This window comes from Arcticibacter svalbardensis MN12-7 (genome assembly GCF_000403135.1).
Classification (GTDB): Bacteria; Bacteroidota; Bacteroidia; order Sphingobacteriales; family Sphingobacteriaceae; genus Arcticibacter; species Arcticibacter svalbardensis.
Genome location: NZ_AQPN01000125.1, coordinates 18,017 through 31,905 on the forward strand (window position 1 = coordinate 18,017; position 13,889 = coordinate 31,905).

14 protein-coding genes are annotated in these 13,889 nt (G+C 39.1%); 10 read left to right on the forward strand and 4 right to left on the reverse strand.

Going from position 1 to position 13,889, the window contains the following annotated elements; translation table 11 throughout:
- Together rplD and rplC are read right to left on the reverse strand one after the other, a co-directional pair.
- Positions 1 to 630: a 50S ribosomal protein L4 gene (rplD, locus tag ADIARSV_RS16890; protein ID WP_016196853.1), complete on the reverse strand. Its 630-nt coding sequence runs from the start codon at positions 628 to 630 to the stop codon at positions 1 to 3.
- Between the two features lies 1 nt (position 631).
- Positions 632 to 1,249, reverse strand: a complete 618-nt coding sequence (gene rplC / locus ADIARSV_RS16895) for a 50S ribosomal protein L3 (protein ID WP_016196854.1) — start codon at positions 1,247 to 1,249, stop codon at positions 632 to 634.
- 473 nt (positions 1,250 to 1,722) lie between these two features.
- On the opposite strand from rplC, the gene purN reads away from it, so the two are divergent.
- Positions 1,723 to 2,310, forward strand: coding sequence for a phosphoribosylglycinamide formyltransferase (purN, locus tag ADIARSV_RS16900; protein WP_016196855.1), 588 nt, complete (start codon positions 1,723 to 1,725; stop codon positions 2,308 to 2,310).
- A 147-nt stretch (positions 2,311 to 2,457) separates the two neighbouring features.
- On the opposite strand, the gene ADIARSV_RS16905 is transcribed toward purN, so the two are convergent.
- Both ADIARSV_RS16905 and ADIARSV_RS16910 read right to left on the reverse strand, forming a co-directional pair.
- Positions 2,458 to 2,736, reverse strand: coding sequence for a Txe/YoeB family addiction module toxin (locus ADIARSV_RS16905; RefSeq protein WP_040300471.1), 279 nt, complete (start codon positions 2,734 to 2,736; stop codon positions 2,458 to 2,460).
- A gap of 3 nt (positions 2,737 to 2,739) precedes the next feature.
- Complete coding sequence (locus tag ADIARSV_RS16910) at positions 2,740 to 3,015, reverse strand: type II toxin-antitoxin system Phd/YefM family antitoxin (RefSeq protein ID WP_016196857.1); 276 nt, start codon at positions 3,013 to 3,015, stop codon at positions 2,740 to 2,742.
- Positions 3,016 to 3,279: 264 nt separating this feature from the next.
- Between ADIARSV_RS16910 and ADIARSV_RS16915 the strand changes: the two genes are divergently transcribed.
- The 9 genes from ADIARSV_RS16915 to rodA all read left to right on the forward strand — a co-directional run bounded on the left by ADIARSV_RS16915 (position 3,280) and on the right by rodA (position 13,888).
- Positions 3,280 to 4,095 (forward strand): SDR family oxidoreductase, encoded by an 816-nt coding sequence (locus tag ADIARSV_RS16915; RefSeq protein ID WP_016196858.1) that lies wholly within the window; start codon positions 3,280 to 3,282, stop codon positions 4,093 to 4,095.
- Positions 4,096 to 4,112: 17 nt separating this feature from the next.
- On the forward strand, positions 4,113 to 5,087 hold the full coding sequence (locus ADIARSV_RS16920; RefSeq protein ID WP_016196859.1) for a helix-turn-helix domain-containing protein: 975 nt from the start codon (positions 4,113 to 4,115) through the stop codon (positions 5,085 to 5,087).
- Between the two features lie 496 nt (positions 5,088 to 5,583).
- Entirely contained in the window at positions 5,584 to 6,567 is a 984-nt protein-coding gene (locus ADIARSV_RS16925) for a hypothetical protein (RefSeq protein WP_016196860.1), read from the forward strand.
- A gap of 103 nt (positions 6,568 to 6,670) precedes the next feature.
- On the forward strand, positions 6,671 to 8,197 hold the full coding sequence (gene purH, locus ADIARSV_RS16930; RefSeq protein WP_016196861.1) for a bifunctional phosphoribosylaminoimidazolecarboxamide formyltransferase/IMP cyclohydrolase: 1,527 nt from the start codon (positions 6,671 to 6,673) through the stop codon (positions 8,195 to 8,197).
- A 57-nt stretch (positions 8,198 to 8,254) separates the two neighbouring features.
- Positions 8,255 to 9,277 carry a rod shape-determining protein gene (locus ADIARSV_RS16935; protein WP_016196862.1) on the forward strand — a complete coding sequence of 341 codons (1,023 nt, stop codon included), beginning with the start codon at positions 8,255 to 8,257 and terminating at the stop codon, positions 9,275 to 9,277.
- Between the two features lie 77 nt (positions 9,278 to 9,354).
- Positions 9,355 to 10,194 carry a rod shape-determining protein MreC gene (gene mreC, locus ADIARSV_RS16940; RefSeq protein ID WP_016196863.1) on the forward strand — a complete coding sequence of 280 codons (840 nt, stop codon included), beginning with the start codon at positions 9,355 to 9,357 and terminating at the stop codon, positions 10,192 to 10,194.
- Positions 10,187 to 10,702, forward strand: a complete 516-nt coding sequence (locus ADIARSV_RS16945) for a hypothetical protein (RefSeq protein ID WP_016196864.1) — start codon at positions 10,187 to 10,189, stop codon at positions 10,700 to 10,702. The genes mreC and ADIARSV_RS16945 overlap by 8 nt, the downstream gene beginning before the upstream one ends.
- Complete coding sequence (gene mrdA, locus ADIARSV_RS16950) at positions 10,702 to 12,645, forward strand: penicillin-binding protein 2 (protein WP_016196865.1); 1,944 nt, start codon at positions 10,702 to 10,704, stop codon at positions 12,643 to 12,645. Before ADIARSV_RS16945 ends, mrdA begins: the two co-directional genes overlap by 1 nt.
- A complete protein-coding gene (gene rodA, locus ADIARSV_RS16955) occupies positions 12,629 to 13,888 on the forward strand; it encodes a rod shape-determining protein RodA (RefSeq protein WP_016196866.1) in 1,260 nt (419 codons plus the stop codon). Before mrdA ends, rodA begins: the two co-directional genes overlap by 17 nt.
- Position 13,889 lies beyond the last annotated feature (1 nt).

The following is a 13,889-nucleotide window of genomic DNA, read 5'->3' on the forward strand; positions in this document are numbered from 1 at the left end:
CTACTTGGCAAATGCCTCCTCTAATGTTTTAACAGATCCAGTAGTCAGAATTAGCTTTCCTGCGTTTAACACATCATATGTGTTTAACTGATCGGCAGTAATTACTTTCGCTGATTTAATGTTTCTGCTTGATAAATACACATTATTATTCGCAACTGCTAAAACCAATAGTGTTTTCTCAGATGCCACCTTCAAATCTGTTACCAGTTGAAGATAATTCTTAGTCTTCACTGAATCAAAAACAAAATCTTCCAGTATCACGATACTGTTATCTTTCGCTTTATAAGACAAAGCTGACCTGCGAGCAAGTTGCTTTAACTTCTTATTCAGTTTAAAACTGTAATCACGGGGTTGAGGACCAAATACACGACCACCACCATTGAATAATGGAGATTTTATACTACCAGCACGTGCACCACCTGTACCCTTTTGCTTATATAACTTGCGGGTTGAACCTGCAATCTCATTACGCTGTTTTGATTTATGTGTTCCCTGACGTTGATTAGCAAGATATTGCTTAACGTCAAGATAAATCGCGTGATCATTAGGCTCAACGCCAAAAATCGCATCAGACAGTTGCACCTTGGCTCCTGTTTCTTTACCTGATATGTCTACTACGTTAATTTCCATCTTATTTATCAACGATTACGTAAGAACCCTTAGCTCCCGGAATTGAACCGCTTACTACCAATAAATTTTGCTCTGCGTATATTTTCAAAACCTGAAGATTTTGAACCTTAATACGTGAACCACCTGTACGACCAGCCATGCGCATACCCTTGAATACACGGGAAGGCCATGAAGAAGCACCTAACGAACCTGGAGCTCTCAGTCTGTTGTGCTGACCGTGAGTGGCCATACCAACACCGGCGAAACCATGACGTTTCACTACACCCTGAAAACCTTTACCTTTAGATGTACCAACGACATCAACGAAGTCTCCTTCAGCAAAGATCCCAACGGTTACTGTGTCTCCCAGACTTTTCGCATCTGTAAACTTCTTAAACTCTACAAGTTTGCGCTTGGGAGTTGTGTTTGCTTTTGCGAAATGACCTTTCAGCTGCTGAGTAGTGTTCTTTTCTTTCTTCTCATCGTAAGCCAACTGAATTGCTTCGTAACCGTCAATTTCAGTGGTACGAAGCTGCGTAACAACGCAAGGGCCAGCTTCAATTACCGTGCATGGAATGTTTCTTCCATCGGCATCGAAAATGCTGGTCATTCCTACTTTTTTTCCAATAATACCTGACATTTTTATTTAATTCTTTTTTAAGCCCATCGAAGCAGTAGGGCTTCGTTCAAGGCAATGTAAATCCCTCGAAAGGGACGGCAAAGATAGGAATGTTTAATTAATTATCAAACACTTAGCGGTTTATTTTTAAAGAAATTTACGTATATGCACCCTTAATAGAATCAGATCACGTTTAAAACCCGATTACACGAAAACAAACAAGCACATTTATCACAGAATTACCTTATCCTCAATGACTTTCAATCCTGCCCTTTTTTGAAATATCTGCGCCATTTTCATAATTTTAATTGAATCTGTCAGGTCTGCCTCTGCGAATTAAAATTGCACCAGGAGTAGCCGCTTACCCAATACTACATTTATACCGACCACTTGCACTGATTTTGAAAATTATTTTCATCCCCATCAAAAGGAAAACCGACGTTAATTCGCTTCTTCCCAACTTAAAATATATCTTTGATCTTAATCATTCAAATATGCCACTCAAAAAACGGATTGCAATTTTTGCTTCAGGTTCAGGGTCTAATGCTCAAAAGATAATGGAACATTTCAATAAACATCCTGAAGCTGAAGTAGCCCTTGTTCTCTGCAATAATCCCAGTGCCTATGTCATTCAACGTGCCGACAATTTTGAGATCCCCTCTCATGTGTTTGACAAGTATGAATTCACCAAAACGGATACGATCCTTAAGCTCCTCAAATCGATGGAAATTGACCTGATTGTTCTGGCAGGTTTCCTCTGGCTCATTCCTGAAAATTTATTAAAAGCGTTTCCCAACCAAATTATCAATATCCACCCTGCCCTGCTCCCTAAATACGGAGGCAAAGGCATGTATGGCGATCGGGTTCATCAAGCCGTTCTCGATAATAAGGAAACAGAGTCAGGCATCACCATTCATTTTGTGAATGAAAATTTCGATGACGGTGAGATCATTCATCAATCCCGTTATCGGATCGATAAAAATGACGACATCGAGATGATTAAATTTAAAGGTCAGCAACTTGAACACCTTCATTACCCCAAAGTAGTGGAAACCCTGGTTAAAAAAATGAAGTCTTTATAAAGTTTAATGTCTAATAAAACGGAATAATGGTAATTTTATGCTCAAATAAACAGGCATTCAATTCTGATCACCAAAATACAGCTGAATAGCATGTAAGTAGATTAGTAGGACTGTTTTACTGTTTTCTGCTCCAAAATTACCCCTACTTTATTTATCATCATAATGAAACCGGCATTGAATAATAGCGCATTGTTGGTCTTTACCCTTGGTTCCTGACACCTGATAAACCAGGCGATGCTCACCGATTATTCGTCTGGACCAAAAGCCTTTTAGATTATGCTTTAAAGCTTCAGGCTTTCCCAATCCATGAAATGGCGTCCTTTTTATTTCTCTCAATAAGTCTCTAATTTTTTTTTCTGCATCTTCATCATTGTCCATCCAATATTCAAAATCTTCCCAGGCTTCAGGCGTAAATACTATATTCATAGTCTATGCTTTCACATTGCTATCCTCATTGAGAGAAAATAACTTTGTATCGCCTTTTTTTAGATTTTCAATAGAATGTTCAAGTCGTTTACGATTTGCTTTTGTTGACATCAGGTGCGAAGTTTCTACAAGGGCATTATATTCCTTGATGGAAATTACCACAACGGCATCGTCCTCATTGTTGTTACGTGGAACAATCAAAATATCTTCACTCTCACTTACTTCATCAAAGTAGGCTTTCATGTTTGTTCGTAAGGAGGAAATAGTTACTGCCTTCATAGCTATATTAAAAGTACATTCAAATGTACGTTATCTTGTACATTAAAGCAAATATAACAAATTACGCAAATTCCTTATAACACATCTTCCCTGATCTCAACGAGAGCCTAACACAAGCGGCATATTCAGCATTCAATAATCATCACCGTTAATTCACTTGCATTAACATAAAGATCAGTAAAAACAATACAAATCTCCTGAATTCGTCTTATCTGCCATCAATTTATTGATACGACCTTTACACTGCAATTTAAAATCAAGAAAATGAGAAAGACAATTTTAATAACAGGAGCAAGCAGTGGGTTAGGAAAAGAAACAGCAAAATTATTTCAGCGGGAAGGTTGGAACGTAATTGCCACCATGCGTAAACCTGAAAGTGAAACTGAATTAAATTTATTAGAAAACATTCTGGTAACCAGGCTGGACGTTTTGGATTTAGATTCAATTAAAAACGCTGTAAATAAGGGTATCGAAAAATTTGGAAGAATTGATGTCCTACTCAATAATGCGGGTTATGGTGCCTATGGTCCTTTAGAATCTTTTCCAAGAGAGAAAATCATCCGTCAGTTTAATACAAATGTGATTGGGCTTTTAGATGTTACCAAAGCATTGCTACCACACTTTCGTGGAAATAGAAGCGGTACAATCATTAACATTTCTTCTATTGGAGGCAAAATGGCATTTCCGTTAGGTGCTTTGTATCATGGAACTAAATTTGCCGTGGAAGGGATTTCTGAATCCTTGAAATATGAAGTTGCAGAATTTGGAGTGAAAATTAAGATTATTGAACCGGGTGCTATAACTACTGACTTTACGGGGCGTTCCCTTGATTTTAGCAACAATGAAACCCTTATAGAATACCAACCCTTGATTGGAAAGATCATGTCAGGTATGCAGTCCTTATTTCAAAATGCTTCACCAGCAAGTGTTATTGCTAATGTCGTTTACCAGGCAGCCACAGATGGCACTACGCAATTGAGATATACAGCAGGCGATGATGCGGAATCAATGATCGCAAATCACAAGCAGAATGATGATGAATCTTTTGAGGCAGGGATAAAAGACCAATTTGGAATTTAGTCCCTTTAACCGGATTATTGGAACCATTGCATTGTAATGGTTCCAATAATTATGATATTTACGAAAACCCCAATGACAGGATGAGTACATTTATTCATTTACAAACGATCTCAGAGATATTTTTATTATTCGGACTGCCCAACGATATTCATCATCCTTTAGTTGGTGTGGTCGACTTTAGCAAAGTGAATCTGCAGATAAACGATGAGATAAAACTTTCTGCTGATTATTACTCCATTATGTTCAAAAACTACCCCAGTAATAAGTTTAAGTACGGGCGCAAGATCATTGACTTTCAAAATGGCAGTTTGATCTGTATGGCGCCCAACCAGGTCATTGAAATTGATAAGGATGAGCAAGCGTCAGAAAACATAAAGGGTTGGGGATTATTCTTTCATCCTGAACTAATCCGGGCAACTTCGTTAAATGACAAAATAAAGAAATACAGCTTTTTTTCTTATGAAACTTCAGAAGCACTTCACTTGTCTGAAAAGGAAAAACAGGTTTTATATGACTGTATATCTAAAATTAACACTGAACTTGAAGAAAATATAGATGTCCATAGCCAAAATATTATCGTCTCGACGATTGAATTGCTGCTTAATTATTGCAGCCGTTTTTACGGACGGCAATTCATAACCAGGAAGAGTTCTAATAATTCAGTACTCGTTCAGCTTGAGAAAATTCTTACCGAGTATTACAATCCCGATAATAAACAAGAAAAGGGCTTGCCTACTGTAAAACATCTATCAGATCAGGTGCATTTATCACCTGGATATTTAAGCGATTTACTCAAAAAAGAAACCGGTAAAAACACTCAGGACCATATCCATTTTTATTTAATTGAGGAAGCTAAAAGCAAGCTTATAAGTACAAATAAATCTGTTAGTCAGATCGCGTATGCATTAGGTTTTGATTATCCTCAATACTTTAATAAACTGTTCAAACAAAAGACAGGAAAAACCCCTATTGAATTCAGGAATATGAATTGACGCCAGCAATATAAAAAAAATAGTAAAATTAAGGGGACGTTATGCAGATTTCGATATCATCAACTTATTAAATAAAATAAGCAGTGCGGAATACACAGTTGGATTATTTTCGGAAAACCGTGGAATAGGATATCCTATACAACACCAAGTGTATTTCCTTCTGTAAAGAATCACATAAGCCTCTGGTATCACTCCGATTATGGCTAATTAAAGTCGGACTCAACACAGATAAATATTGCTTTATTTTTGCTTTTAGTACAATGTCCGTTTATCTGATACTCAGTAGTTGGATATTTATAACCTATCTCGTATTCTAGCAATATTGAATGTTTCAAGAGATCAAAGTGCTACGGGTACAATTAGATCGAGCAAAGATTACTGCGATCTGCTCTTTATTGCGTATTTCTGTCGTATAAGAGAAGATATTGGAAGATTTCATGTTTCTTTTGTTATTAGATTTCCTAATGGAGTACTTTGCCTGAATAAATTATATGACATGGCAACTATAGATCAAAAAGGAATGGTTCACGGAACCGCAGGTTCAGTAATATACCGAGGGTATCGGGGAAAGAACATCATCCAGGGTAAACCAAAGGCATTTAGGCAAACGGAAAAAACAATCAGGAGCGCTACTGAGTTTGGACTTTCAAGTTCTGCTGCAGCGGTTATCCGGACAGCATTTGAACCGGCTTATTTTTTTAAAGATGGAACGGCAGCTTACAGAAGCACCCAACTGGTGTATCGGTCAATATTGAACAATGTAAGCGGAGAGAAAGGAAAAAGGGATCTGCATGATGGCGACCTTTCTTTTTTACAGGGATTAGACTTCAATGCAAATAGCAAACTGCATGAAGTGCTGCAAATGAGCCATGAAGTTAATAAAAGCACAGATGGTGTTTTGAGTGTTACCCTTGGTTCCTTAAATACAAGGACAGACATCAAAAGGCCAAAGAACGCAAGCGGAGCCTATATGAAATACCGCATCCGACTCATGCTTATAGCTTTCAACTTCAGGGAAGAGTATTATGAAAACCTGGGCGTACAGGATATCGATCTGGAAGGATATCAAAGTGTAGAAGGACGGGTCATTTCCTTTACAGAAACAGTTCCAGAGGATTGCTTGGCAATGATTAGCATGTCGCTGATGCTCTATTCCTCTATAAATCAAACCAATGAAAACATCTTAATAAACAGTTCAACATATAGTCCCTGCGCAATTATCGGTACCTTTCAATCTGAAAACCCTTCAGAATACCCTGTAGGAGCGGTGAATACACAGCCATCTGACTATCCGGGCCGGGAAGAAAAGATCAAACAAATGAGTTATGTAGGCAATCTCCTGTTGTTAGGAATGGATGCCAAGGTTATGAAACTGACCAGTTCAACTGACAAACAAACCCTTCTGACCAGCAAAAAGCTCATTATAGATAAATTAGATCCGGATACGATTCTCAAAGGCAAGATTTCTTTTAAAAAATAATTAGATTTAAAACTAAAAATATTCTATTCCTCAGTTTTACTATTAAATCCTATAGGAAATTACGTCACAAAAAGCCTATCTTTGCCGCTTAATTTTCCCATAAATGAGCCATCCTGTTAAAATAAAAAACGCTTTAATATCAGTATATTACAAAGACGGACTAGAACCGTTGATTAAAAAACTTCATTCTTTAGGTGTTACCTTTTATTCTACAGGTGGAACAGAGCTCTTTATTCGCGAGCTGGGATTCGACGTCATCCGCGTAGAAGACCTTACAGGGTACCCTTCTATATTAGGTGGACGCGTAAAAACATTACACCCGAAAGTATTCGGTGGCATTTTATCCAGAAGAAATCTGGAAGAAGATAAAATACAATCCGCAGAATATGATATTCCTGAAATAGACCTTGTCATTGTAGATCTTTATCCTTTTGAAGAAACGGTACGGGCAGGTTTTGGCGAAGATGAGGTAATTGAAAAAATTGATATAGGTGGTATATCATTGATCCGTGCAGCTGCAAAGAATTTCAATGATGTCGTGATTCTTTCCTCGAAAGATAACTATGAAGAATTAAACACGATTCTGGATGAAAACGATGGTGTGACTTTATTGTCGCATCGTAAAGAGTTTGCTAAAAAAGCATTCAATACTTCATCTCATTACGACACCGCTATATTTAATTATTTCAACCGCGAAAATCCTTTACCTGTTTTCAAACAGAGCGAACAGAAATCGTCCACACTTCGTTACGGAGAAAACCCACATCAGAAAGGTTATTTCTATGGTGATCTGGAAGCGATGTTCGAAAAGCTGAACGGAAAGGAATTATCTTATAATAACCTGGTAGATGTTGATGCCGCAGTTGCTTTGATAGACGAATTTGATGAACCTACATTCGCGGTTCTTAAACATACCAATGCATGCGGAGTTGCTTCTAATCCTAGTTTATATGAAGCATGGAAAATTGCTCTTGCCTGCGATCCTATTTCTGCTTTTGGAGCAGTGATCATTTGCAATGGTGAAGTAGATGCACAAACTGCCCTGGATATCAACTCACTTTTCTTCGAAGTACTGATTGCGCCTGCCTTTAGCAAAGAGGCTATCAAAATTCTTACACTGAAGAAAAACAGAATCCTGTTGCTGAGAAAAGAAACAGCCCTTCCTACTAAAATATTCAAGACACTGCTGAATGGCGTGATTGAACAGGAAAAAGATGGTACCATGGAAGGTCCGGAACAAATGACTCCGGTTACCGATGTGCTTCCTACTACTGACCAGCTAACAGACCTACACTTTGCCAACAAGCTAGTCAAACATACGAAGTCAAATACAATTGTAATTGCTAAAAATAAGCAGTTAATAGCCAGTGGCGTAGGTCAGACTTCCAGAGTGGACGCTCTTGTGCAGGCTTTAGAAAAAGCAAAATCATTCGGATTTAATGTTGAAGGGGCCGTTTTAGCTTCCGACGCTTTTTTCCCTTTCCCAGACTGTGTGGAGATTGCTGCAAACGCAGGAATTAAGGCTATTTTACAACCTGGAGGATCAATAAAAGACAAACTTTCGGTCGACATGGCCAATGATAAAGGTGTTGCAATGGTAATCACAGGGGTTAGACATTTCAAACATTAATATAGTACTAAACATTTTACTACATTTGCATACTTTTAACAATTTAAAACGTCCTTAATGGGTTTATTTAATTGGTTTACACAAGAAATCGCTATTGATTTGGGTACGGCAAATACGCTGATCATACATAATGATAAGGTGGTTGTTGACGAACCATCAATTGTGGCTTTTGACCGTACTACAAATAAAATTATTGCAATAGGCCGTCAGGCTATGCAAATGGAGGGTAAAACCCACGATAATATACGTACTGTTCGTCCGCTGAAAGATGGTGTAATTGCCGACTTTAATGCGGCGGAGCACATGATCAGAGGAATGATCAAAATGATCAATAATGGCAAGGGCTGGTTTTTCCCATCCTTAAGAATGGTGATCTGCATTCCATCCGGTATTACTGAAGTTGAAAAGAGAGCTGTTCGTGATTCTGCTGAAATAGCAGGAGCAAAAGAAGTGTATCTGATTCATGAGCCTATGGCTGCTGCAGTTGGCATCGGGATTGATGTAGAAGAACCCATGGGAAACATGATCATCGATATAGGTGGGGGAACAACTGAGATTGCAGTGATCGCTTTATCAGGAATTGTTTGCGACCAGTCTATCCGTACTGCAGGTGATAACTTCGATAGCGATATCGTGCAATACATTCGCCGTCAGCATAACATCATGATTGGAGAACGTACTGCTGAAAAGATCAAAATAGAAGTTGGTGCTGCCCTACCTGAATTAACTGATCCACCTGCAGACTTTGCTGTACAGGGTAGAGATTTAATGACAGGGATTCCGAAACAGATCACTGTATCTTATACCGAAATTGCACATTGCCTGGATAAATCAATATCTAAAATTGAAGAAGCGATTTTAAAGGCATTGGAAATTACTCCTCCAGAGTTGTCGGCAGACATCTATCAAACCGGGATCTATTTAACCGGAGGTGGAGCTTTACTTAGAGGATTGGATAAACGGGTTGCTGCAAAAACAAAATTGCCGGTTCACATTGCCGAAGATCCTTTGAGAGCAGTGGTACGCGGTACCGGTATTGCGCTTAAGAATATTGGAAGTTATAAATTTTTAATGCAATAATACTATTAAAGACGGTAAGCTTATGACTAATGCTGTGATCGTAAGTTTACTGCCTGCAACGCTTAATTTAAATATGTATGCGTAACCTCTGGGTATTTATCAGTAAGTACAACGCATTCTTCCTTTTTATCATCTGTTTTATCATTTCCATTACTTTGATTATTCGAAATAATTCATTTCAAAGATCAGGAGTGTTTAATTCATCCAACGAAATTGTAGGCGAAGCTTATAGCCGCATTAATAAGGTACAGCGTTATCTTCGGCTTGCTGAAGTGAATGACAGTCTGGCCAAAGAAAATGCAACCTTAAGAAAGGACCTCAAAATGTCGCATTTTGATGATAGTCTGGTTCAACAATCTGTGGTAGATACCATCTCACGACAGCAGTACACCTATATTGTTGCCCGCATAGTCAATAATTCCATCCATCAGAAGAATAATTACATCACCATCAACCGGGGAAGCCGCCATGGCATCCTTCCTGGAATGGGAGTTATTTGCTCATCCGGCGTTGTAGGAATCGTAAAAGATGTGTCTGCCGATTATGCTACGATTTATTCTCTGTTGCATAGCGACACAAAGATCAGCGCAAGCATTACCGAAAATCAGGCATTTGGTTCATTGGTATGGGGTGAAGGAAATTCGGATCCCAGAACTGCTGTACTTCAGGATATCCCCAATCATATTCAGGTTAAGATCGGTCAGCATGTAGTTACATCCGGTTATTCTACTTTATTTCCCGAAGGCTTACCTATTGGACGAATTCTGCGCACCAAAGAAAAAGGAGGCGAGAGTTTCCCGGAGATTGTAGTGCGACTGGATACTGACTTCTCCACCCTTCAGTATGTATATGTGATTAAGGATCTTTTCGGTGCTGAAAAGGAAATTTTAGAAAAGCAGAGTAAAAAAGATGGGTAGAACGATATTAATAAATATAGTCCGCTTTGTGTTGCTTATTTTCATTCAGGCATTTTTGCTGAAGAACATTGGCTTTTACAACCTATCTATACCCTTTCCCTACATTTTATTCATCATGCTGTTGCCCTTTGAGGTACCAAACTGGTTATTGTTTCTGTTGGCTATGGCTACAGGATTAACGGTGGATGCATTTTATGATACGGCTGGTCTAAATGCGGCAGCCTGTGCGGTTCTGGCATTTGTAAGGATCGTGTTTATCAATGTAACGGTAGAACGACAGGGTTTTGAGAATGAACCGGAGCCCAAACTTGGGATTATGGGATTCCGTTGGTTTTTTATATATACGGTAGTATTGACATTATTCCATCATGTTACCCTGATTTTCCTTGAAGCATTTGGGTTTTTTGATATAAGGGATATACTAACCCGTGTATTCTTCAGTTCTCTTTTTACCATATTTCTAATTGTAATTTCAGAGTTTATATTTTTCCGTAAGAAAGAGCGTTAATGAATAGTTTTTTTCAACGTAAATATGTTGTACAGGGTATTTTTATTGCAGTAGCACTAGTTTTACTGGCCCGCCTTTTCTATATACAGGTTATTGATAAAAGCTACTTTTTATCAGCGAACAATAACGTACTCCGAAAAGTAGTCATTTACCCCGCCAGAGGTATCATACTGGATCGGAAGGGCCGGATACTGGTCCAAAATGAACCGGTGTATGACCTGATGGTCATTCCACGTGAAGTAGTTCAGTTTGACACGCTTGAATTTCTTCGGCTGATTAAGCTGGACAAGAAAGGTTTTGATAAACGGCTTACCAAGGCTCGAAACTTTTCGCCTTATCGTGCTTCGATTTTTGAGAAACAGCTATCGGCACAAACCTTTGCCGCACTGCAGGAAAAGCTTACTCAGTTTCAGGGCTTCTATGTTCAAAAACGTTCCGTACGGCGTTATCCCGATAGTATTGCATCGCAATTCTTTGGGTATATCAATGAAGTAGTGCCATCGGATATTACCCGATCTAGAGGGTATTACAAAGCGGGTGACTATATTGGCCGTACCGGGGTAGAAAAGTCTTATGAAGATCTTCTAAGAGGGCAAAGGGGGGTAGAAAACCAAATGGTTGATGCCTTTAACCGGCCTAAAGGGCACTTTGCTGAGGGAGCCTATGATACGCTATCCGTTACAGGTAAAAAACTAATTTCCTCGCTGGATAGAGATATACAGATTTTAGGGGAGAAATTGATGGTCAATAAGATTGGAAGTATTGTCGCCATTGAGCCTTCCACTGGAGAGATCCTGGCTTTTGTGAGCAGCCCAACTTATGATCCGAACTTAATGGTTGGAAGGGAGAAGGGAAACAACTATATGAAGTTGTTGAGAAACCCTTCAAATCCACTTTTTATTCGACCTATTATGGCTGAATACCCCCCGGGATCTATCTTTAAGGTCATAAATGCGCTGGTAGCCCAACAAATGGGAAGGATAAATGCAGAGACCCGTTTTTTCTGTCCGGGTGCTTATTACTATGGAAGACGCGGTAAAATGGGTTGTACACATGCTCATGGATCTTTAACGCTTGCCCAATCCATACAGTTTTCATGTAATACCTATTACGGAAATGTATACAAACAGATGATTGACCGTTCAGGGATGCGTTCTGTAAATGCTTATCGAAAATGGCATGATATGGTAAATCATTTTGGGATTGGCTCCAAGCTTGGTGTAGACATGCCGAACGAAAAGAAAGGCCTCCTCCCTACTGCAGAATTTTATACCCGGCATTTCAAAAGCGACCGCTGGACTTCAGCATATAATATATCACTTTCTATTGGTCAGGGCGAACTAGGAATCACCCCATTACAAATGGCTAATGTAGCTGCTACAGTTGCCAATAGAGGCTATTATTATACTCCTCATTTAATTCGGGGCATTGGTGAAGATCATATTGTTAAAGCAGCCTATACGAAGAAAAACTACTCGGGTGTTGATGCCCGATACTATGGTCCGGTAATTGAAGGCATGTTCGGGGCAGTGAATAAACCCGGAGGAACTGCCTATCCTATTGCACAGATCCAGGGAATAGAGGTATGTGGTAAAACTGGTACAGTACAAAATCCACATGGGGAAAATCACTCTGTATTTTTTGCTTTTGCTCCGAGAATCAATCCAAAGATCGCTATTGCGGTAGTGGTTGAGAATGCGGGTTATGGAGCGGTATGGTCTGCTCCTATCGCCAGTTTATTGATTGAACAATACCTCAAGGGTAAAATAACACGTCCGAAGTATTATACTGACAGGCTTTATAATGCGAACCTGCTTCCCGGCCATAAAGCCAAACAAAAGGTTTCACCGCGCAAGCAGACAGATAGTATTCCGAAGATCGAGATTAAACCAATAGTGCCCATTACGCCAAAATCAATAGTACCACATGATCAATCAACGTAGTCTTTTTTTCAACGTAGACTGGATTCTGATCCTGATCTATCTGAGTCTTTGTACGATCGGATGGTTTAACATTCATGCTGCAGTATACGATCCCTTATTCCCAGGAATAATGGACATGAATACCAATTATGGAAAGCAGTTTATGTTTATCATTTCAGCAATCATTCTTGGTGTGGTGATCCTATTGCTTGATTCAAAGTTCTTTAGTACCTTTTCGCCGGTTTTCTACGGAATTACTTTGTTGCTTCTCGTCCTTGTACTGATCGTTGGGCGAAATGTAGGTGGCAACCAGGCATGGATCCCTATTGGAAGTTTCAGGCTTCAGCCATCCGAGTTTGCCAAGTTTTCTACCTGTCTGATCCTCGCACATTATATCAGTTCTACTACCTTAAAAATGAATGAGTTTAAAATGATTGGCATATGTGTCATTCTTTTGCTTATTCCTACGAGTCTGATTATGCTTCAGCCGGATACGGGATCGGCATTAACTTTCACTTCGTTGGTATTTGCCTTATACAGAGAAGGACTTTCCGGTTATATTTTAGTGATCGGAGCCATACTTATTACCTTGTTTGTATTGACATTGGTGATTAATAAATTTTTGCTGGTCGGCATTATCATCGGGTTAATGCTCCTGGTGCTTTTTGTTTTCCGCGAAAGCAGGAGACATATTCAGCCTATTTTAGTATCCATAACTGTGGGGATAGCCTTTATCTTCTGCGTAAATTTTGCGTATCAGAATATTCTTCAAACGCATCAGCGAAATAGAATTGATGTTATACTGGGGAAACTGGATGATCCGAGGGGCCAGGGTTATAACTTAAACCAATCTAAGATAGCGATTGGTTCAGGGGGACTGTGGGGCAAGGGATATCTTCAGGGTACGCAGACTAAATATGACTTTGTGCCTGAACAAAGTACTGACTTTATATTCTGTACTGTAGGAGAAGAATGGGGTTTTGTGGGCAGCTTAGTTGTTATAAGTCTTTACCTGATTATGCTATTACGCATAGTTAACATTGCAGAGCGGCAACGTGCATCATTTTCACGCATCTATGGCTATGGAGTGGCATCGATCTTTTTCTTTCACTTCTTCATCAACATCGGTATGACAATAGGACTTGTGCCCGTTATTGGCATACCCTTACCATTTTTAAGTTATGGCGGTTCCTCACTCTGGAGTTTCACCATTTTATTATTTATCCTGTTGAAATTAGATTCCAACAGGATGGGAGTGATATAAA

Coding starts and splice junctions, on each gene's coding strand:
- rplD (WP_016196853.1), bottom strand. CDS start 630: ATGGAAATTAACGTAGTAGACATATCAGGTAAAGAAACAGGAGCCAAG.
- rplC (WP_016196854.1), bottom strand. CDS start 1,249: ATGTCAGGTATTATTGGAAAAAAAGTAGGAATGACCAGCATTTTCGAT.
- purN (WP_016196855.1), top strand. CDS start 1,723: ATGCCACTCAAAAAACGGATTGCAATTTTTGCTTCAGGTTCAGGGTCT.
- ADIARSV_RS16905 (WP_040300471.1), bottom strand. CDS start 2,736: ATGAATATAGTATTTACGCCTGAAGCCTGGGAAGATTTTGAATATTGG.
- ADIARSV_RS16910 (WP_016196857.1), bottom strand. CDS start 3,015: ATGAAGGCAGTAACTATTTCCTCCTTACGAACAAACATGAAAGCCTAC.
- ADIARSV_RS16915 (WP_016196858.1), top strand. CDS start 3,280: ATGAGAAAGACAATTTTAATAACAGGAGCAAGCAGTGGGTTAGGAAAA.
- ADIARSV_RS16925 (WP_016196860.1), top strand. CDS start 5,584: ATGGCAACTATAGATCAAAAAGGAATGGTTCACGGAACCGCAGGTTCA.
- purH (WP_016196861.1), top strand. CDS start 6,671: ATGAGCCATCCTGTTAAAATAAAAAACGCTTTAATATCAGTATATTAC.
- ADIARSV_RS16935 (WP_016196862.1), top strand. CDS start 8,255: ATGGGTTTATTTAATTGGTTTACACAAGAAATCGCTATTGATTTGGGT.
- mreC (WP_016196863.1), top strand. CDS start 9,355: ATGCGTAACCTCTGGGTATTTATCAGTAAGTACAACGCATTCTTCCTT.
- ADIARSV_RS16945 (WP_016196864.1), top strand. CDS start 10,187: ATGGGTAGAACGATATTAATAAATATAGTCCGCTTTGTGTTGCTTATT.
- mrdA (WP_016196865.1), top strand. CDS start 10,702: ATGAATAGTTTTTTTCAACGTAAATATGTTGTACAGGGTATTTTTATT.
- rodA (WP_016196866.1), top strand. CDS start 12,629: ATGATCAATCAACGTAGTCTTTTTTTCAACGTAGACTGGATTCTGATC.